This is a genomic window from Ruminococcus sp. RTP21204st1_B2_RTP21204_210225 (assembly GCF_040914135.1).
GTDB lineage: Bacteria > Bacillota > Clostridia > Oscillospirales > Ruminococcaceae > Hominimerdicola > Hominimerdicola aceti.
Window position 1 is genome coordinate 1 of record NZ_JBCPGA010000028.1, and the last position, 19,944, is coordinate 19,944.

A 19,944-nucleotide genomic window follows, 5' to 3' on the forward strand; every position below is an offset into this window, starting at 1 on the left:
GTAAAGCAACATGAGTAATCCTCGAACCGCAGCTTGGGGATCTTTTATTTAGGGGCGGTATGTTATTAGGCGGTTACGGATATTCAGCTAAATTGACAACGAACAGATGTTTTGGTTGTGCATTTTGACAGTTAGGATCGGGTATAAAAAAACCGCTTCGCATTTCTGCGAAACGGTTTGATAAATGAGAATGAAATTATCTCTTTGAGTTTAAACATTCCAATTTGACTTTTTTGTTGCAAATCAAAAACACACTAAAAGCAAAGTATTTTCGCTAAGATACTAGAAAGTAGCTTTTTCAACTTTCTTCGTTTTATTATATGTTGCTGTAACTTAGTTGTCCAAAAGTTGTCCAGAGTTGTACAACTAAAATGGCGTGGTTTTGCGTACCTGAGCGATATGATAACTGTAGAGAGAACCTATGAGAACTATTCTAACATGACATTCATCTATTTATTATCATACAATACTTTTAAGAGAAAGTCAAATACAATATGGAGATAATTGTAAGATGGGCATTGTTAAGGAAACTCAGGTTGCATTTATTTAGAGAATTATTGCCCTTACGGGCTGTGTTCGGTTAGTATCATTAGTTACTTGAAACAAGCATAAATAATGCCCGGAATTACCAAATTCAACTTTTGAAAAAAGTTTGATCAAAAACTTCAAACAGACTGTTCTGCTTAATAATATTGAGGAATAGAAGAACTTGAGAATTGTTTTTACTACATAGCGAAAGATTTGATATTTTATAGTCTTATTGAAGGAAAATGCAGTTGTATCTTATGATGCGGTTATACATCAAACTTTATAGGAATAGGAGAATTAATTCCGAAATGATCAAAAATATTTTTTTCATCATTTACTACTTTATCAAAAATTTCTTTTAGTTTATTTTCTGATTCGGTCTTTGGTGGATATGTCTCAATAGAATTAGCTATTTGCGCTATTGTAACTCCTAGCAAATCTAAGTTCTGCTTATCTATAGCATATCCATATCCTTTTGATCCAGTACTTTCACCAACTAAATCTGCTAATACTTTATATACATATTCAGACCTATAAATATCAGAAAAATATTGCTTTATAACCTCAAGATTATTCTGATAATTACGACTAAGTGCATATATATTATGTTGGCTATAGTTGTGCCTATCATATAGGTTGACTTTATTACCCACAATTGTAGCACACATATCTGAATATAACTTGTTGAACAATGAAATGATTTCACCAGATATCCCTATTTTATCGCTATTTAGCCAATATATCAAACTACTTATAAATTGTAATTTATTATATTCAGTTTTAAAATTATGGGTAATTTCTTCCAATTTATCCATTTCTAGTTTCTTAATCAGTTTTGCCATTATTACTAAAGCACGTTGTTGCGCATTTAACATAAAAAAGAGATTTGAATCATCAATAGATAAAATATTATCCCATATAATATTTATAAGTTGAAAAGAAACTGATCCTGATAAAGAATCAATATGCATATCGAGATATTCAAATCGTTCCCTTTGATTATCAGAATCAATATTAATAAGCTTATTAACAACGCTATCTTTAATTGATTTTTTTGAATTAATTTCTTTCATTAGCATCTGCATTTCACTAATATTTTTTGCAAAATCATTTGTTGATAAAGAGAAATATATATCAAAATATTTAATACTGTAGATAGGAAAATCACTTTTTATGCAATCTGGAATACTGCTATCATATTTTTCAATCAAGTTAAATCCTGATTTATATCTATATATAAAAGGAAAGAAATTACATAGCAGTTCTTTAAAAGTTGAAAATTCATCAAATAGTTCATCAAAAAAAGCCTTTCCTTCTTCATTAAACTTATCACTACGACGTTGAAATAGATATAAGTTCACATCACACATCACATCAGAGGATATAAAATATTCTCTATTTTCTTGGATCACTTCATATAATTTAGGAGCTTCAAAATGAATAATTTCAAGCATTAATAGTGTAGGAATATCTAAATCATATTCATTGCAGAAAGTAGAAGTAAAAGCAGAATTAATTAATCTTTTATAGTGACGAACATTTTTGGTGTTTTTGCAAATATGATTAATAATTGGAAGATAACATGAAATTTCAATTTCATGTTCAATATATTTATTAATTATATTAGCTGTGCATACTGAAAATATAGTACCTAATCTATCTGAGTCAATAGATGGAATATGAATTTCTTGTTGAACAATTTTCTCTATAAACTTTGGATTGATTTGAGCTGTATCACTAAGAATTTCATTCATTCTCGCTTGGTCATATGATAATAAATATATTATATTTGGTAAATCAAAAACAGTGCTGATTAGCTTAAAAAGAAATATTATATTTTCAGCACTTGCTCTTTCTAAATTATCAATAACAAAAACAACTTTTTTATTTTGATCAAGCAGATATGAACCTATCTGCATTTCAATATGTTCTACTTCGTCATATTCATCATCGGATAAATCATTAATCAAATCAATTAGATTTGGCAAACCTACTTTTTTATCAATATATCCAGATACAATGCGTTTAAGGCTATTTATTATGCTTCTTGTTTTAGCCAAACTAAATCTAATATCTGTTTTATCAATGATTTTTTCATACATAGTAGTCAATAGAGCCTCTTTTGATCCTAATAACCATGGATCAATATCATCAATAACGATCACTTTATTATTGGTTAATTGCTCTTTAACATTATTTATAATAGTTGTTTTTCCACAGCCCCATTCGCCAACTAATGCAATTGTAAATGCCCTATCAGAACAGTATGAATAAATATAGTTATAAAGTTGATTTACTATTCCATTTCGATTTAACATATCATAAGATACATCTTTTTCGGATACTAAAATAGGTTGTCCTAACTTAATGCTAAAATTGTTTTCATATATATCTTTTAAATCAAGAATACTGGACTTGCTGTAAATTAAATTTTGCGTTGTTTTATAAAACACAATAAATCTGATTATTATAGAAACAAATGTGAGTCCAGATAAAGCTAATCCTATTATACTTTTATAATTATTTATATTATTTGAACAGATACAATAGCCTGTCCAACTTCCTAAAATATATAAGATACTTAGCAAACTGGAATCAAATACATTAACGGCTTTATATCGGAATTGCTGTACTAAATGTATATTAGTCAATGACACAATAGCAATTATAATAGCACCAACAATAAGAATACCCCATAGTATACTTGGAATATCATCTTTCAGTTTTGAAGGCAGATTGTAGATATCTGCTGTTATAAAAAATATACATATAATAGTAGAATAAATTATAGATTTTGAAATTGACCTAACAAAATTAATTTTATTAAAATATTTCTTTATCGTATTAAAAAAGTCTTTTATTCTCATCACATCCTAACTGCAATTAAATAATAAACATATTAATGTGAGCCACACATAGATGCTTTTGATTATAAATTGTTGAATATAAAATTTATAATATTTTATTATTTCTTTACTACTTTCCTTAAAAATATGGTCTTGCAAACATCTATTATTTTTTAATTGTTAACCTTCCTACTACGTTCGCCACATACCAAAACATGACTGGTGGGATAGCGTTACCTAAAGCACGATACTGCGCTGATTCGGTACACACAAGCTTAAATGATTCAGGGAAAGACTGAATTCTTGCAACTTCGCGAGGAGTAAATCGTCTATATCTCCCATTAACCATTAAAACAGGATCTGTACTGTTTAAAGAAACCTTTGCTAAGTGTGAGCCAACTGTATTACAAGGCTTTGTAATATCCTGTGCCCTTCCTTTATTCATTGTTTCACGCTTTCTCATCATTCCCTGAACAGCTCTCTCGCTAAAGAAATATTTATCAGCAACCGCATTTTCTATTACTTTTCCAAGAGAAACATATTCATTTTCATCAGTAATAGGCATATCCGGAAATTCAAATTTAATACCAAGATCGTTACGGAATCCAACAATAATAACTCTTTCACGTTTTTGAGGGACACCATAATTTGCGGAATTCAGCAATTTGTGTGTAATAGTATATCCGCTTTTTTCAAATTCCTCTAATATTAGAGGAAATGCTTCTTTCTTATTTGCTGACATAATACCTTTAACATTTTCAGCAATAAAGCATAAAGGTTGTTTTTCACGCAAAATACGACACATTTCAAAAAACAACTTTCCTCTATCGTCTTTAATTCCAAGTCGCTTAGGATTCTGAGCTACTATCGAAAAGGACTGACAAGGGAACCCACCCGTAAGAATATCAAAGTCAGGAATCTCACTAGATTTAACTTCTCGAATATCTCTGTTATCTGGCTTTATTCTAAAATTTTCTTCAAAAAGCCTACAAGCATTATCGTCTATGTCGTTGGCATAAACGATTTCCATATTATTGCTCGGATAATACTTGTCTAAAAATGTAAAATCGCCAAGTAATCCCACATCAGTTCCACCACAGCCACAAAAAAGGGATGCAACTTTTAATTTGTCCATGTTAATAACTCCTCAAAATTACCTACTTCAGCTCTGGTTGTGCTAAATGTTATATCTGCCCCGTCTTTTGGAATCATATCTATTAAGTCTCGCTTATACAATCCAACAGGGTCTTGTATAAGAAACAATTTCTTCTCAGTTTTGCTTATCATCAAACGATAAACAAAATATCTATCTCGCATTGTATTTGCTGTATTCCACTCATTTGGCGTAAGATGAACCTTGTTAAAATGTAATGGCTTAGAACTAATCGTTGTTTTTACTTCTATATAGCGTTTGCGTTCATCCAGTTCAACAGACTGAATATCGTATCCAACTGCAAATTGTGTCGGGATGCGTTTTATAAGATGAATAAGATCTTCACGTCCACCAATTTTCACACGTTGACATTCATGCGAATGAACAAGACTTTCACCCATGTCTCCAATATCTTTCGTTTTAATTACATCAGATTTTTCAAGTATTTTATCATAAAGTGCATAACTCTGCTTCTTTAACTCTTGATATTCCTCCACATCATTTGCAATAAATGCAAGAATGTCCGTTTCGAAATCAGTTTCTTTAATATCACGATTTACAAATTTAAACCACTCATCGTAACATTCTTTTATTTCTTCATATGTAGCATATCTATTTTGAATAAACCTATCATATTGATTAAACCATTCAGTTGAATTAGTAAATTTCAAAACAGCTTCGTTTTCTAACTTGTTTATGTAAAAATTCTTTCCACCATACACAATAAGCAAATTGGCTATTTCCATATAATCAAGGATATCCCCAGCATAACGAATAACATCACCTGTCTCATCGTACTCAACATCATTCTCTCTATTTTCAATTATACGCTTCCAAACTTTTTCAGGTGCTTCATTATCTCTTGTGCAACGTAAATCGTTAAAAATACAATGGCAAGCCTCAGCTTTTGTAAGATATTGACGAGAGCCTGTATTTTCCTCAGCATATTTCAAAATAGATAAAATATACTGTGCTGGCTTAAAATGAATTCCAGCACTAATTTGTTTAGCAATTTCTTGAACTTTTAAATGGGCTCCAGGGTACTGAAAGTTATAAAGATAATATTTGAAAAACTCAACCAGATCTTCTTTTTGAGCTAATTCAATTGCCCTTCTTCCAGGCTTTACAATATCACCATTGTATTCAAGAAAACCAAATAAAGAGGAAATTTCGGTTCTCCAATTGTTGATGGTTTTTAATTCTTTAACTGCATTACCAGGATAACGACGAATTGCTTCGTTTAATAGATCTGCAAATTTTTCTTTATGTGCTTCATTCATCTTAGATATTTCTGTTGCCATATAGACAAGAACATTTTCCACATCATTTTTAAAACGTGGTCTAACGTGATGAATTCTAAAGTACAGGTCATCTGGTATGTGGTATTTCATATATATAATCACTCCAAATATTTTAGCAAAGCTTCTGCGATTGCTTGAGCCATTAATGGTGGAACGGCATTTCCTACTTGTCGAAATTGTTGTGTTTTGTTGCCCTCAAATACAAAATCATCCGGAAACGATTGTAATCTCGCACATTCTCTAACAGTTGGAACCCTATTATATTTATAATGAAAATGGTGTCTATGACCAGTATCAATAGTGGGGGCAGGTTTATAACTACAAAATCTTGTCCAAGCAACGTGAAAATTTCGCGATTTTATATACTCTTCAGGTAAGTCTTTATAATTTCCACCATCAGGAACTAATGAAATAATATGCTTTACTTTTTCTGAATGAGCCGCTGCTATATGATTTCTTACTTTTTCAGAATTCTCTCTCATGATTTTCTGGTATTCATTCTGAACCTCTGTTTCATATTCAGCTGGATCTTCACCAAGTTCATTGATAAGTGGTGGAAGATCAGAAAGAGCCATTTTACAGGTTACCATTTCTTTTTTTGTTATGGAATCGAAATTAAAATCTTTGTCTTTTAAGCCAACAAATATGACTCTTTTTCTGTTTTGTGGTACTCCATAATCCGCTGCACATAAGATGCGATATTTTACTCTGTATCCAAGTGCAGTCAAACGTTCAATAATGCTTTCCTTAATTTGTCCCTTAAATAAACTGACAAGTCCTGGAACATTTTCAATAACAAAAGCCTTAGGTTTTATTTGCTCAACAAAGTGAATGTATGATAAATAAAGTTTATTTCTTGGATCGTCAAATTTTCTTGGACCTGAAAGAGACATTCCCTGACATGGAGGTCCACCTATTATTAAATCTATATTCTTATCGTCAATTACTTTTTTTATATCTGAATAATTAAGCTCAGTAATATCACCACATATTGACTTTGCTTTCTTGTGGTTGTGTTCAAAAACGTTTAATGCCATTTTATCATTATCAATGCCAAGAAGTATATTTACTCCTGCCCTTTCAAATCCACATGATAATCCGCCACAACCACAAAATAAATCTATTGCATTGTAACTTTTCATTCCATACCTCAAAATGTTTGTCCTTGGACTTTGTGTCTTTTGTGGGTTTTCTTACTCCACACCCGAAATCATAAATTTAATGCTCTTATCAAATAAATCTCCCAGAGTAAGCAAGTCAGAAAGATTGAAAGGATAGTTTCTAAGACTGTCCTTGTGTTTTTTATCATTAAGGATAAAATCTGCCTTGGAACTTAAGAATTCATCAGAAACCTGTTCTGCTGATGTGATATCCAGATTATGAAGAATAATTCTGCTAAGTTGCATTTGAATATTTGCAATAATAGGATTATTATTGACATTATCAAATACCTCAATCATTTTATCTCTGCCACGTTCACTTATATTGGCAATTTTTCTATCTGGCTCAGTTGCAGTAAACTTTTTTTCATTTCCACAAAGAAATAGTATGCTGCTATTTGCAAATGCAGCTATTTCATTCAGATAGTTATCTTGTAAATTTTTACTACTCTTAAGTGAGATTGTTCTTGCAGGAGTTGCCTTTATGCTCCGTAACGCCTGACTTACCGTAGCACCTGCGCCATGGTTATCATCTTCTGTGCCAAGCAAATAACCCACGCTACATTCCAAAGTTTGAGCCATTTTTATTAATATCTCATAACTCGGATTGCCGCCGTTTTTCCAGTTGGTTATGTTACTCTTACTTATTCCAAGTTCGGTTACAAGGCTGCTTGCTGAGTAGCCTTTTTCTTTGCATTTTTGTTTGAAAGCGTTATAATTCATAAATAGCACCCCTGTTGTTTGTGCAGAAAGTAGAAATAATAAGCAAGCTATTGACAATTGTTCTATCTTGATGTATGATGTAAATCAATAAAGTTGTATTACATAGAACTGTTCGGCAGTATTTAACTTTATTGAAATTACATTTTAAGCTGCACTATCTTCATGCGTCTATTGTACCATATTTTTAGTGCAAAGTCAAGTTTATAATAAAAGAAAGGAGTCAAAAATGAAAGAAAAAGGTGATGTTCCAAATCTTCCACCTGAATTTAACCCCATAATTCCACTTCGTGATGATTCACCACAAAGAGAATTTCCAATCAAGGCATTACCTCCAATTCTTCGTGAAATGGTAATGGGTATCGCTGAAACCACAGGCACAGATCCAGCAATGGCAGCAACTTCGATTTTATCGGCAATTAGCTATTGCTTTACAAGCAGGTATAGAATGCAGGGTAAAGCCGACCATTCAGAACCGCCTATGATTTATAGTTTCATTGTTGCCGAACCATCAGAGCGAAAATCACCTGTTGTAAAGTTCATCAAAAAGCCATTTGTTGATTTTGAACTGAAATATAATCAAGAACATGCTGAGGAATTTCACAAAATTGAGGCGATGAAAAAGAAACTTCTTTTTGAAGCAGATAAGCTTGAAAAAGAGGAAAGCAAAGACGTTGATCAAATCGCAAAGCTGAAAACGCAGGCAGAACAAATGGGTGACGTGGGCAAAAGACGAATTACTGTAGAGGATATTACTCCTGAATCGTTGATTCAATTGATGGGAAAGAATAAATCTTTACTGATGATTTCTGATGAAGCAGGTATGCTCGGAAACTTTACAGGACGATATTCCAATAACAACATACCTAATATGGATATGATTTTGAAAGCATGGAGTGGTGAAAGTTTCTTTTGCGACAGAGCAACAAAATAATCTATACAGATTTCCAATCCATGCCTGTCAATTAGTCTTGCAGGACAACCTTACTTATGGGATAGTATGATTTCTAATTCTGTATTCAGAAACAGTGGTCTGCTTGCACGATTTTTCTATTGTTTTCCAAAGAGCAAAGTCGGCACAAGGCGGTATGATTCAAAATCAATTGATCCGATTGTTGTTGACAACTATAACAGGCTCATTGACATTCTTCTTACAAGAAAATTCAATGCAAAGCCCACAGAGGAAAAATTTCTGAAATTTGATGAAACAGCACAGCAAGATTTCACCGATTACTATAACAATTATATTGAGAAAATTCAGCTCACAGAGTTTGTAAACTGCAAGGACTGGGGCGGTAAATATCATGGTCAAATACTTCGCCTTTGTTGCATTATCCATTGTGTAAAATGTACTATTGAAGGCAAGTGTCCTGAGGATGTCCTTGTTGATGTAAACACACTTTGCAATGCGATTGATATTGCTGACTACTACAAGGAACAGGCAATATATGCTTTCAGTATTGGTAGCGTAGATAATGAAATTTTGAGGGCAGAAAAAGCTCTGGAAATCATCAGGGCAAAGCAAATAAGAGAAGGATTTCAATCGGCATTGCTAAAGAAATGTCGAAATAAAATCTTCCCTGAACCTGACGACTTTTACAAGGCACTCAAACTGCTTGAAGAATATGGTTATGTTGCTTTCGATGAAAGATAAACAGGCAACCATAAATCTGCAATTTATGTTTTTGTAAATCCGAAAGTATTTGAGGATACAGCTGATCATAGCTGACATCAGTCAGCAAAAAGCCCTCGGCAGAGCGCCTGTATATATGATAGAACTTGCCAAAGGGCTGTCATATATACTATGGCGTTACAATAGGCATAGTGTCTGTTGTAAAATCGGTGCTCCGCACCGTATTGTTTCAGCGATTGTATTCTATCGTTCTGAAACTTGTCACCGCAATCCTCTGATTGTTCGGTGACATTGTCCAAACTGGTAGAGCAAATGAATTTCGAGAAGGGAGAATAGATGAAAGAAAAACGCATTTCGTTTTGTCAGGGAAAAGGCTCATTAACTCACAACAATAGAGATTTCATCGCAGAAAATGTTGACCGCTGCCGTATGAGAGATAACTATACGTTTATCAGGAAAGATATTGGCTGTGTGTATGAGCATTTATTTGCTGAATCAACAAAGCGTTACAATGCCAAGCAGAAACGCAATGACAGAAAAATTCATGGTACATATTATGAATCTCTCTTTCATAAGAAACCGTCCAATTCTGTTGTGACAGCTGCTGATAAGCGAAAAAGTTTCTATGAAGATGTCGTTCAGATAGGTAAAAAAGAAGATTCCGGAGTGGATACAGAAGATGCACAGCTTGTAGCAGCGTGTCTGAAAGAGTATATGGCAGGATATCAACAGCGTAATTCAAATTTCGTAGTATTCAACGCTGTGCTTCATATGGACGAAGCCACACCTCACTTACATATTGACTATATTCCTGTTGGTCATTACAAGCGTGGACAGGATACACAAAACGGCATTGCTCAAGCCTTAAAAGAAATGGGATTCGGAAGTGGAAAAGATGCAATTGCACGTTGGAGAAAATCAGAAATTGAAGTACTGAATCAAATCTGTCTTGCACACGGTATCAGACCTTTGGAACCTGAAAAGTCAAGAGGTTCGATGTCAGTTAAAGAGTACAAAGAAGCAAGGCAAGAAGCAGATAAACTTAAAGCTGAAAATGTCCAACTCAAAAGCGAAAATGAGGGTATTTCTCGTGAACTTACTGAAACAAAAGCAATGCTTGAAAGGGCAAATAAGAAAAAGGTTCAGCTTGTTGATATTGGGAGCATTGCGGTTAAGCCGACCATTTTTGGAAACAAGGTTACCCTTGATAAAAATGATTATGACAAACTTCAAGCTCTTGCTGAAAAAGAAGTGGTCAGCGTAAAACGAACCAGAAAACTTACTGCGGCTAATCAACAACTTAGCAAAGAAAATACGGAATTGAAAAGTACAATAAACCAGCAAGCAGCTGAACTTGCCAAATATAAGAAACCTGCAACAATATCAGTCAAGACACTTATGAAAAGTGCAAAGGAGACCTCTGAAAAGGAGAGGTTAAGATCTGACTTGCAAAAAGCAAAATCATTCATTTCAGCTAATGGACTTACAGAAGAATTTCACAAATACAAATCAAATACAAAAAATCACGAATTAGAGTAAAGGAGATTTACTATGACACAGGAAAGAAAAAATGCAATCGTTGATGACATTATGGCACTTCTCATTCAGCTTACTGATGAGGAGACAATACAGGAAACAAGCCGTAAAAAGCCTGTTGAGATGCTTACGATCAAAGAATGTACTCAAGCGGTAAAGGGACTAAGCGAACACACTGTTCGTCAACTGGTGGCACAGAACAAGGTCAAATACATTCGTACAGGTCAGGGCAAACGTGGCAAAATCCTCATTAATAAGGAAGAGCTTCTCAAAGTTTTTGAAGTCTGATGAACTGTTTTGAAGAAATAAGAAATCGTCTTGAAATACGGACAGTTGCAGAACGTTACGGAATTGAAATCAAGCGTAATAACATTTGTCTCTGCCCATTTCATGACGATCACCACCCCTCTGCACACATATATCCCAATGCGTTCCATTGCTTCACCTGTAATGTGCATTATGACATTTTAGGTTTTGTTATGGCACTTTTTGATCTGTCGACTCTTGATGCAGCAAGAAAGCTGAACGATGATTTTCAGCTGGGTATTGCATTTGGCAGACAGAAAACTTCCTATAAACCAGCTTACAACGAAAGTGCTGAACTTCGTGAGATACGCCGTAAAAAACGTGAACGCTTTGAAAAATGGGAACATGAAGCGTGGCAGACGATTCACGATTATCTATGGTTCATGCGTGACTGGTTTGAGAAATACAAGCCGTCACCTGATGATACATATATAGATGATCGTTTTCACATTGCGAATGTTGAATATCGTCATGCAGAAGAATTCTCAATCGACTGGATTCAGCAGTTTTCAAATGAAGAAAAGGTTGAATGGAAGTGGGTAGTTGATAAGATGAGAAGATTTCTTGATGAACATAAAGAGGAAGAAAAACCACAAAGTACAGAAAGTGCAGGGACATATATTGAGATTTCAAGGACAAAATCACCAGACAGTATTCCTGTTAATTGGTGATAATCACAAGAAAGTACAGGAAACCCACAAAGTCCAAGGACAAAAACTATAACATTTCAGGAGGTAACAGACAGCACTATGGCTGCAATCGATAAACGTGGAAACACATTCAGAATCAGAGTTTTCGTTGGCACTGATGCGAATGGCAAGAAGATTATGAAGTCCACAACATTCACTCCGCCGACATATACAACACCGAAAAGGGCTGAGAAACTTGCTCAGGAGTTCGCCTTTGAATTTGAACGTCAATGTAAAGGATATATTAGTTTCAATGAAAATATGAGATTTTCAGAGCTTGCAGATTGGTATTTCACCAACTTTGCACCGGTAGAATTAAAAGCATCGACTGTTTACACTTATACCGGACAGTATAAGAAGCATATCAAACCTGTTCTAGGCAACATGAAATTAAAAGATATTACAACGCCAAAACTGACACAGGTAATGCAGTCATACAATTTAAATCCTGCGACTGTCAGAAAATTGTATGTCATTATTCAGTCTATTTTCAAACGTGGTATGGAACAAGGATTTCTGCGTGATAACCCTTGCCATAACGTCATTCTTCCAAAGAATAAGGAACAGCACAAAGTTATGGCTCTTACAGAAGATGAACTAAAACACTTTGTGAAAATGCTTGATGAGAAGCCATGCGATGAAGATGTTAAGCGTATCATCAGAGTGCTGCTTTATACAGGAATGCGTTCGGGAGAGTGCTTTGCACTACGCTGGGAAGATGTTGACTTTGAGAATATGTCAATTTCAATCAAGCATACGCTGAATGACATAGGCGGAAAGCATGAATTGACACCGCCAAAAACGAAAAAGAGTATCCGAACAATCGGTATGAGTAAAACTGTTGCTAATATATTTCAAGAACAGAAAAAATACACCGATGATTTGAAAATTGCTCTTGGTGATAGTTATGCACATCCAGAAATGGTATTTCCATCAGCAAACGGCAATTATCGTGACAGAAGTTCTGTTTTGACTTCGCTGAAACGCTTTACCAAAGGCACAGAATTCGAGCATATGACGTTACACAAGTTAAGACATTGCAATGCTACTATGCTTTTGAATATGGGCGTAGATCTCAAAATCATCAGTGACCATTTAGGACATTGTGACATCAATGTCACAGCTGATATTTATGCAGATGTGCTTAGCAGTACACGAAAAGTGTTGGCGGATTCTATTGAGAAAAAGCTGACTGAATAAAGAACAGAAATTACAGCAACATAAAAAAATCGCTCTGTAAAACACAGAGCGATTTTAAAATACTTTTTAGTTGTCCAGAAGTTGTCCAAATGGACTTCTGAAACAAAAGAAATAACGCAATATCGATAAAAAATCGATGTTTCCTTATCTCTTTGAGAACTGTGGAGCACGTCTTGCGGCTTTGAGACCGTACTTCTTTCTTTCCTTCATTCTTGGGTCACGAGTGAGGAAGCCTTCCTTCTTGAGGAGAGGTCTGAACTCATCGCTAGCCTGAAGAAGAGCTCTTGAAAGACCGTGTCTGATTGCACCAGCCTGACCTGTTACTCCACCGCCTGTTACTGTGCAAACGATATCGTACTTATCCATTGTATCTGTTACAGCAAATGGCTGACGAACGATGAGCTTGAGTGTCTCAAGACCGAAATAATCGTCAATGTCTCTGCCGTTGATTGTGATCTTACCTGTACCCTCGTAAACACGAACACGGGCAACAGAATGTTTTCTTCTACCTGTGCCATAGAAATATGGCTGCTTTGATTCGTACATCTAAATTGCTCCTTCCTTACAGTTCGTATTTAACAGGCTTCTGAGCAGCATTGTTATGCTCAGCACCCTTGTATACTCTGAGTCTCTTTGCAGCAGCTCTGCCAAGTGTGTTGTTAGGAAGCATACCCTCAACAGCAATTGTCATAGCTCTGTCTGACTGATTAGCCATCATATCTGAATACTTGATCTCCTTAAGACCGCCGATCCAGCCTGTGTGCCACTTGTAAGACTTCTGATCAAGCTTCTTGCCTGTGAGAACAGCCTTATCTGTGTTGATGATGATTACATGGTCGCCGCAGTCAGCGTGTGGTGCGTAAGTTGGCTTGTGCTTACCACGAAGAATGTGAGCAGCCTTAGCAGCAACTCTACCGAGTGACTGACCTTCAGCGTCGAGAATATACCATGTGCGAGTAATGTCGCCTGCTTTTGGCATATAAGTTGACATATTATTTCCTCCATTCAGAATTTTAAAAAGTCTGTTCACAGCCGCATTTTTCGCCCTGTGAACTCACAACGATGTCTATTATACAACAGCTTTTCACGATTGTCAATAGCCAAAACGCTGAATTTTTAATTTATATCCCTCATTCTCTTTAATTCTCTTCGTTTTGCTCCATTTCTCTCGATTTCTCACAATTCATTTCACTTTTGCCTTTTACACTAATATACACAGTAATATGGCGTAAACTAAAGATAATCATAGCATAAGCAACGTATATTCAATATTTAACTGTCTACGTTAGAATATGTGCTTATATGTCTGTATTTGCATTTTCAGCATATGCTTTTCTTCTGCACCAAAATCCTGCAAACCGTCTGCTTTACTGTATTTTCAGCTTTATTCATCTTCGAATGAAAAAATATCCTCTACAGATACACCAAATACCTTTGCAATATCCATTGCAAGCTTTAATGACGGATTGTATTGTCCTTTTTCAAGACGTATGATGGTTTCACGCCTGACGCCCACTTTTTCGGCAAGGTCACCCTGCTTCATGTCAAGCTTGGCACGATATTCCTTGAGTTTTGTTTTTAGCTCCTGCATTACTCGTCCTCCTCATCGGTGCTGAGCTTGCCCTCATGGTGGAGGAAAAATCCGCTTTCAAGGGTCATATAACTGAACCAGAATATAAACCATACTTGATATAGTCTGTCGCTGTTTATCTTTATGGTTATACTTCCTTCCCAGAACATTGATATAAAGATCACTACTGCTAATATTATCAAAAACATTTTTGTGATACTTTGATGTGCCTTGAGCATATTTTCTTTTGCCATTTCGTCCTCTTTGTCAACTTTCTGACAGCTTGCATACAGCCATATTACTGCAAATAATGCCGTCATAGCAGCCAACACAACGAATATCACTGTCGCCCATGTTGTATTATCAAGCTTGTAATGCTCCGCAGTCTTTTCAAATATCTCTGTGACAAGTATTGCAATTCCTGTTACCATACGCTTTTTGTGATATTCTCTCAGAGTTATCTTTTTCTTTTCTTTTTTCGCTTTCATTTTTATCCCTCTAGTTCTCATCATCATCGAACTTACTTTCAAAATACAGACCTATAAAATTGTACACCGCATAGCAAAACCATATCAAGCCCGTTATAACATATTCGTTTAGTGTGACCTTAAATCTTCCTAAAATATCGGAAAACAAAGTCATAACTGAAATAAACAGGCAGGCAATCGTGAACAGGAACGTTATAAAAGTCTGATTGACCTTTGCTGTTGTCTGCTGAGTAAGCTCGTCATTTGTATCTCTTTTGCCGACCGTGGATATCATCTTTGTTATGCATATGGCGATCAGCGCAAGCGTTCCCAAAGATACGATAAGGTTTATCACATTGGTAAGTGTGTGCCCTTTCTTTATCGCAGGCAGCACCTTTTCCATAACCCAATAGAATATCCACATCGCTCCACCCAGCGTGCCCAAAATACCCATATGTCTGTAATACTTTTTGTATGATATTTTGTCTGTTTTTATCTCCGTTTTGTCATTCATTTCTACATCTTCTTTCATTTGTGATTTAAACAGCTGCATATACAAGGTGATTTATTTATCACCTTATGTGACAATAATATCACTTTCACCTTGCAAAGTCAATAGAAAAGTGACAAATTTATCACCTTTGTGCATATACACTAATCGTGCGTGATCAGTTTGTACACATTTATGTACACTGACAACAAAAAGAGCGGAACAAAGTCCGCTCATGAAATTATTCTGTTTGTGAATTTGAAATTTCTTCGTTGCTACTGTCGGTGTCGCTTTTATCTTCTGTGAATATTTCTTTGCATACAGCACTAAATTCATCGTCACGTAGTGAAACTTTATTTTTTATCACGTCTGTAATGGTGAATTTTCTGTAGGTGAAGCCGTCATATACTATTAAAAAGGAAATAGTGTAGTTATCAGAGCCATGTTTGCCTTTTACTGTTACTGTGTAGTTGTGACCGTTCTTTGTGCAATCCCACTTTGCGTCCTCGCCTAGATAAGAAGCTATGCACTCACCGATTACCTTTGATGAATTTCCCGAAAAGTTGTCAAGGCTTTGCACATAACTGTTCTGTGCGGATACGAGCATATAGTTGTTGTCTATTTTTATGCTCTGCGTAAAACCATTCATGAACAGTGCAGCGATAATGAAAAATCCACACATTATTGCTTTATAACGCTCTCTGCCGCAAAGCTTTTCACGCTTATAAACATAAAAAGGCGTTAGCCATACCCATTTGAAAAGGTGTGCCGCATCAATGCCATGCTTTATAAGCTGTTTGCAATCTGCAATGGAACAGCCTATCATGAACAGCGGAACAAGTATCCACAGGAACGCTCCTGCGGTGGCAGAGTTTGCATAGTTTTCAAGAAACAAGCCGATAAGCGGAACAAAGCATATGAACCATATCAGCCCATTGTTAAGGGACATTGCTTTGGCAGAGTTTGAGTTGCTTTCGGTCTGCGGTGCATTTATTGTAATATCCATTTTGTCCTCCGATTTTTTAAGCTACTTATATTATATAATATTTTTTTCAAATAATCAATAGCTTATGTTTTTGTTTATTAGTAACAAAACAAACGTTCGGCATTGTTCTGAAAAATGTTTAATTAATGTATTTACAAAATCGTTGACTTTGTGTTATAATATAATTTGTATGTAAAAAATTCTTCAGATCCGTAAGAAAGGAAATGAGAAATGGCAAATAAAAAGGAATATACAAATGAAGATATAGTATCCCTTAAGGGGGAGGACAGAGTAAGAAAGCGTCCTGCGGTAATATTCGGCTCTGACGGACTTGAGGGCTGTAAACATTCTGTTTTTGAAATTCTTTCAAACTCTATAGACGAAGCTCGTGACGGTCATGGCGATAAGATAATCGTTACAAAGTACAATGACGATTCTATCGAGGTGGAAGACTTCGGACGTGGTTGTCCTGTTGACTATAACCAGCGTGAGAAAAAATATAACTGGGAGCTTGTTTACTGCGAGCTTTATGCAGGCGGCAAGTATAATAATAACGGCGGAGATAACTATGAGTATTCTCTTGGTCTGAACGGACTAGGTGCTTGTGCGACGCAGTATTCATCTGAGTTTATGGACGTCGAGGTTTTCCGTGACGGATATAAGTATGACCTGCACTTTGAAAAGGGAAGAAACGTTGGCGGTCTTAAAAAGGAAGAAACAAAGCAGAAAAAGACAGGTACAAAGACACATTGGCGACCTGACCTTGAAGTTTTCACTGATATAAAAATTGAGAACGAATATTTTGAGGACGTTCTGAAAAAGCAGGCTGTAGTAAACCCTAATATCACGTTTATCCTGCGTATACAGCGTGAGAACAATTCTTTTGAAGAAAAGACGTTCTATTATGAGAATGGTATCGCCGATTATGTTGCAGAGATAGCAGGTGAAAAGCCTCTGACCTCGGTGCAGTTTTTCACAGGCGACCGCAAGGGTCGTGACCGTGAGGACAAGGACGATTACAAGGTAAAGCTTTCTGTGGCGTTCACTTTCTCTAATCAGGTAAAATGTCTTGAATATTATCACAATTCAAGCTTTCTGGAACATGGTGGCTCACCGGAGGACGCTGTAAAGAGTGCTTTCACATCTCAGATAAATGCTTATCTCAAAAGCAACAATAAGTATCTGAAAAACGAGAAGCCTATTACTTTTCAGGATATCGAGGATTGCTTGGTGCTTGTTTCAAGTTCGTTTTCTACACAGACTTCATATGCCAATCAGACAAAGAAAGCTATCACAAACAAGTTTATCAAGGAGTGCATGACAGAGTTCTTGAAGCACAATCTCGAGATATACTTTATTGAAAATCCTGACGAAGCGGTGAAGATAGCAGAGCAGGTTCTTGTAAACAAGAGAAGCCGTGAAAAGGCTGAGAAGTCAAGAATAGACCTGAAGAAAAAGCTTGCAGGCTCTATCGACCTTTCAAATCAGGTGCAGAAATTCGTTGACTGCCGTTCAAAAGACCTTTCTCAGCGTGAGCTTTATATCGTGGAGGGCGACTCGGCGCTCGGTTCTGTAAAAATGGCAAGAAACGCTGAGTTTCAGGCTGTTATCCCTGTAAGAGGAAAAATACTCAACTGCCTTAAAGCCGACTATGATAAGATATTCAAGAATGAGATAATCACAGATCTTATAAAAGTCATAGGCTGCGGAGTTGAGGTCAAGACGGGCAAGAACAAGGAGATATCCATGTTCAATCTCGACAACCTACGCTGGAACAAAATAGTTATCTGTACTGATGCCGATGTTGACGGCTTCCATATCAGAACGCTTATACTCACAATGCTTTACAGACTTGTGCCGACCCTTATTGAAAAAGGATATGTTTATATTGCGGAGTCACCGCTCTTTGAGATAACGACTTCCGACAAGACTTACTTTGCATATGACGAGAACGAAAAGACAAAGATACTCAAAATGATAGGCAATAAAAAGTTTGATATCCAGCGTTCAAAAGGTCTTGGCGAGAACGAGGCGGAGATGATGAGCCTTACGACAATGGACCCTGCCACAAGACGTCTTATAAAGATAGAGCCTGACGATATTGAGCAGACACAGTGGATGTTCGATATGCTCTTGGGTGACGATCTGCAGGGAAGAAAAGATTTCATCACCAATAATGGTGTTGATTATCTGGATATGGCGGATATTTCATAAGCTGTTTGAGGGGAGAGCATTATGGACGCAATTTTTATATGGTCGTCTGCGCTTGTGATATGTGTTGGACTTCCATTGTTTTTCACAGTAATAAATGTTATAAGGCTTTTTGAGAATGCACCTAAAGAATTGGACAGACCGCTGTTTGATGTGCTGACGGTGGTAATTGGTTCGCTGCTGTCTGTTTTTGACCTTGACTGGTTAGGTCTTGGCGTTGAATATGATGTTCCTCTAACTGTTCATGGGGAATTTCATACACCCATAGCAGGGGAGTATAGGTTTAGTTTTTTCTTCCTGTTTTTTATAGCTATGGTGTGCATTGTACTGTTGAGTGTTATAACAAAGAGAAAACCGCCGTTGTTTGCGGCTATGCTCATTGCAGGGGTGTATATGGGCAATGTGCTTGATATACTGCTGGTGATACAGCTTTTGAAGAATATGGATAACTTTTTCACGGTGATGATGTTGGTTTTTCCAATGAATTATATGCTTATGTCCGTAAGGCTCATTCGCCGTGAAATAAAGGCGCAGACGGGATATCTCAGCAATTCGGCGGAGAAAAGCGGCTTTATGGGCTGGCTTAATAAGCTTCTCACAAAAAGCCTTGGTTGGTATCTTATCAGCTTTGTGGCAATGATACCGCTCCTTGCGGTGATGCTTTTGATACTTGTTTTATTTGGACAGCGCCCTGACAGCATAGTAAAGGCTTTCACGGAAACAGCCGATTGGACGTTTTCTCAGCAGATACCTCCGCCGCCTGATTACTCACAAGGGCATTATCTTTGCACAGTTGCGGCAGGGGGACACGCTAAGCTCGTCAAACCTCAGCGAATGGGTCTGCGGCGTGGGGATAAGATAGTTGTGAACAGACAGCTTTGTGTTGCAAACGCATTTGAAGAGCTTATACAGGATAAGCTTCCACGTTTTCACAAATGTGTGAGAAGCTTTTACGATAAACACGGATATCCCATTTCACAGCATATATCGACGAAATTGCGTGCTGATGTGGTCTATATCCTTATGAAACCACTTGAATTTATTTTTATTGCGGTGCTGTATATGTTTGACGCCGATCCCGAAAGCAGGATCGCTATGCAGTATACAGGCAAAAAGTGCACCGACCTTACGAACTTTATGAAAGGATAG

At 36.2% G+C, this 19,944-nt stretch carries 17 protein-coding genes and 1 pseudogene; 7 read left to right on the forward strand and 11 right to left on the reverse strand.

The genetic code is table 11. The features are described 5' to 3' along the window. Positions 1-794 precede the first annotated feature (794 nt). The 5 genes from AB5123_RS09800 to AB5123_RS09820 all read right to left on the reverse strand — a co-directional run bounded on the left by AB5123_RS09800 (position 795) and on the right by AB5123_RS09820 (position 7,711). Positions 795-3,395, reverse strand: coding sequence for a P-loop NTPase fold protein (locus tag AB5123_RS09800; RefSeq protein ID WP_278946216.1), 2,601 nt, complete (start codon positions 3,393-3,395; stop codon positions 795-797). A 145-nt stretch (positions 3,396-3,540) separates the two neighbouring features. Next, positions 3,541-4,509 (reverse strand): DNA (cytosine-5-)-methyltransferase, encoded by a 969-nt coding sequence (dcm, locus tag AB5123_RS09805; RefSeq protein WP_278642322.1) that lies wholly within the window; start codon positions 4,507-4,509, stop codon positions 3,541-3,543. Next, entirely contained in the window at positions 4,497-5,918 is a 1,422-nt protein-coding gene (locus AB5123_RS09810; RefSeq protein WP_368364760.1) for a DUF3883 domain-containing protein, read from the reverse strand. Before AB5123_RS09810 ends, dcm begins: the two co-directional genes overlap by 13 nt. Positions 5,919-5,926: 8 nt before the next feature. After that, a complete protein-coding gene (locus AB5123_RS09815) occupies positions 5,927-6,970 on the reverse strand; it encodes a DNA cytosine methyltransferase (protein WP_118158441.1) in 1,044 nt (347 codons plus the stop codon). A 51-nt stretch (positions 6,971-7,021) separates the two neighbouring features. Then, positions 7,022-7,711, reverse strand: coding sequence for a helix-turn-helix domain-containing protein (locus tag AB5123_RS09820; protein ID WP_118158442.1), 690 nt, complete (start codon positions 7,709-7,711; stop codon positions 7,022-7,024). 388 nt (positions 7,712-8,099) lie between these two features. Here AB5123_RS09820 and AB5123_RS09825 point away from each other — a divergent pair. The 5 genes and pseudogenes from AB5123_RS09825 (at position 8,100) to AB5123_RS09845 (ending at position 13,072) form a co-directional block, all read left to right on the forward strand. Then, a pseudogene (locus AB5123_RS09825) lies at positions 8,100-9,362 on the forward strand (YfjI family protein). Between the two features lie 315 nt (positions 9,363-9,677). After that, positions 9,678-10,880 carry a plasmid recombination protein gene (locus tag AB5123_RS09830; protein WP_118158444.1) on the forward strand — a complete coding sequence of 401 codons (1,203 nt, stop codon included), beginning with the start codon at positions 9,678-9,680 and terminating at the stop codon, positions 10,878-10,880. 12 nt (positions 10,881-10,892) lie between these two features. Next, positions 10,893-11,165: a DNA-binding protein gene (locus AB5123_RS09835; protein WP_118157972.1), complete on the forward strand. Its 273-nt coding sequence runs from the start codon at positions 10,893-10,895 to the stop codon at positions 11,163-11,165. Further along, positions 11,165-11,854 (forward strand): CHC2 zinc finger domain-containing protein, encoded by a 690-nt coding sequence (locus AB5123_RS09840; protein ID WP_278642319.1) that lies wholly within the window; start codon positions 11,165-11,167, stop codon positions 11,852-11,854. Before AB5123_RS09835 ends, AB5123_RS09840 begins: the two co-directional genes overlap by 1 nt. Positions 11,855-11,932: 78 nt before the next feature. Then, entirely contained in the window at positions 11,933-13,072 is a 1,140-nt protein-coding gene (locus tag AB5123_RS09845; RefSeq protein ID WP_278642318.1) for a site-specific integrase, read from the forward strand. A gap of 144 nt (positions 13,073-13,216) precedes the next feature. Here the strand turns inward: AB5123_RS09845 and rpsI are convergent, their stop codons facing one another. The 6 genes from rpsI to AB5123_RS09875 all read right to left on the reverse strand — a co-directional run bounded on the left by rpsI (position 13,217) and on the right by AB5123_RS09875 (position 16,605). Next, on the reverse strand, positions 13,217-13,618 hold the full coding sequence (gene rpsI / locus AB5123_RS09850; protein ID WP_041337331.1) for a 30S ribosomal protein S9: 402 nt from the start codon (positions 13,616-13,618) through the stop codon (positions 13,217-13,219). Between the two features lie 16 nt (positions 13,619-13,634). Further along, positions 13,635-14,063, reverse strand: coding sequence for a 50S ribosomal protein L13 (gene rplM, locus AB5123_RS09855; protein WP_022287500.1), 429 nt, complete (start codon positions 14,061-14,063; stop codon positions 13,635-13,637). A gap of 393 nt (positions 14,064-14,456) precedes the next feature. After that, positions 14,457-14,663: a helix-turn-helix transcriptional regulator gene (locus AB5123_RS09860; RefSeq protein ID WP_117891788.1), complete on the reverse strand. Its 207-nt coding sequence runs from the start codon at positions 14,661-14,663 to the stop codon at positions 14,457-14,459. Further along, complete coding sequence (locus AB5123_RS09865; RefSeq protein ID WP_195387679.1) at positions 14,663-15,130, reverse strand: hypothetical protein; 468 nt, start codon at positions 15,128-15,130, stop codon at positions 14,663-14,665. Before AB5123_RS09865 ends, AB5123_RS09860 begins: the two co-directional genes overlap by 1 nt. Before the next feature lie 10 nt (positions 15,131-15,140). Continuing rightward, the gene (locus AB5123_RS09870; RefSeq protein ID WP_267301867.1) at positions 15,141-15,623 is read right to left on the reverse strand and encodes a hypothetical protein; all 483 of its coding nucleotides are present in this window, start codon (positions 15,621-15,623) and stop codon (positions 15,141-15,143) included. 217 nt (positions 15,624-15,840) lie between these two features. Beyond that, a complete protein-coding gene (locus AB5123_RS09875; protein WP_337812281.1) occupies positions 15,841-16,605 on the reverse strand; it encodes a hypothetical protein in 765 nt (254 codons plus the stop codon). A gap of 210 nt (positions 16,606-16,815) precedes the next feature. Here AB5123_RS09875 and AB5123_RS09880 point away from each other — a divergent pair, with 210 nt between their 5' ends. Together AB5123_RS09880 and AB5123_RS09885 are read left to right on the forward strand one after the other, a co-directional pair. Beyond that, complete coding sequence (locus AB5123_RS09880) at positions 16,816-18,798, forward strand: type IIA DNA topoisomerase subunit B (RefSeq protein ID WP_022287505.1); 1,983 nt, start codon at positions 16,816-16,818, stop codon at positions 18,796-18,798. 21 nt (positions 18,799-18,819) lie between these two features. Further along, a complete protein-coding gene (locus AB5123_RS09885; protein WP_118054502.1) occupies positions 18,820-19,944 on the forward strand; it encodes a DUF6688 family protein in 1,125 nt (374 codons plus the stop codon).

Bases quoted from the DNA above. Each gene is read 5' to 3' on its own strand.
- AB5123_RS09875 (WP_337812281.1), bottom strand. From the start codon at position 16,605: ATGGATATTACAATAAATGCACCGCAGACCGAAAGCAACTCAAACTCT.
- AB5123_RS09815 (WP_118158441.1), bottom strand. From the start codon at position 6,970: ATGAAAAGTTACAATGCAATAGATTTATTTTGTGGTTGTGGCGGATTA.
- AB5123_RS09835 (WP_118157972.1), top strand. From the start codon at position 10,893: ATGACACAGGAAAGAAAAAATGCAATCGTTGATGACATTATGGCACTT.
- AB5123_RS09830 (WP_118158444.1), top strand. From the start codon at position 9,678: ATGAAAGAAAAACGCATTTCGTTTTGTCAGGGAAAAGGCTCATTAACT.
- AB5123_RS09810 (WP_368364760.1), bottom strand. From the start codon at position 5,918: ATGAAATACCACATACCAGATGACCTGTACTTTAGAATTCATCACGTT.
- rpsI (WP_041337331.1), bottom strand. From the start codon at position 13,618: ATGTACGAATCAAAGCAGCCATATTTCTATGGCACAGGTAGAAGAAAA.
- AB5123_RS09840 (WP_278642319.1), top strand. From the start codon at position 11,165: ATGAACTGTTTTGAAGAAATAAGAAATCGTCTTGAAATACGGACAGTT.
- AB5123_RS09880 (WP_022287505.1), top strand. From the start codon at position 16,816: ATGGCAAATAAAAAGGAATATACAAATGAAGATATAGTATCCCTTAAG.
- rplM (WP_022287500.1), bottom strand. From the start codon at position 14,063: ATGTCAACTTATATGCCAAAAGCAGGCGACATTACTCGCACATGGTAT.
- AB5123_RS09800 (WP_278946216.1), bottom strand. From the start codon at position 3,395: ATGAGAATAAAAGACTTTTTTAATACGATAAAGAAATATTTTAATAAA.
- AB5123_RS09885 (WP_118054502.1), top strand. From the start codon at position 18,820: ATGGACGCAATTTTTATATGGTCGTCTGCGCTTGTGATATGTGTTGGA.
- dcm (WP_278642322.1), bottom strand. From the start codon at position 4,509: ATGGACAAATTAAAAGTTGCATCCCTTTTTTGTGGCTGTGGTGGAACT.
- AB5123_RS09860 (WP_117891788.1), bottom strand. From the start codon at position 14,663: ATGCAGGAGCTAAAAACAAAACTCAAGGAATATCGTGCCAAGCTTGAC.
- AB5123_RS09870 (WP_267301867.1), bottom strand. From the start codon at position 15,623: ATGAATGACAAAACGGAGATAAAAACAGACAAAATATCATACAAAAAG.
- AB5123_RS09820 (WP_118158442.1), bottom strand. From the start codon at position 7,711: ATGAATTATAACGCTTTCAAACAAAAATGCAAAGAAAAAGGCTACTCA.
- AB5123_RS09845 (WP_278642318.1), top strand. From the start codon at position 11,933: ATGGCTGCAATCGATAAACGTGGAAACACATTCAGAATCAGAGTTTTC.
- AB5123_RS09865 (WP_195387679.1), bottom strand. From the start codon at position 15,130: ATGAAAGCGAAAAAAGAAAAGAAAAAGATAACTCTGAGAGAATATCAC.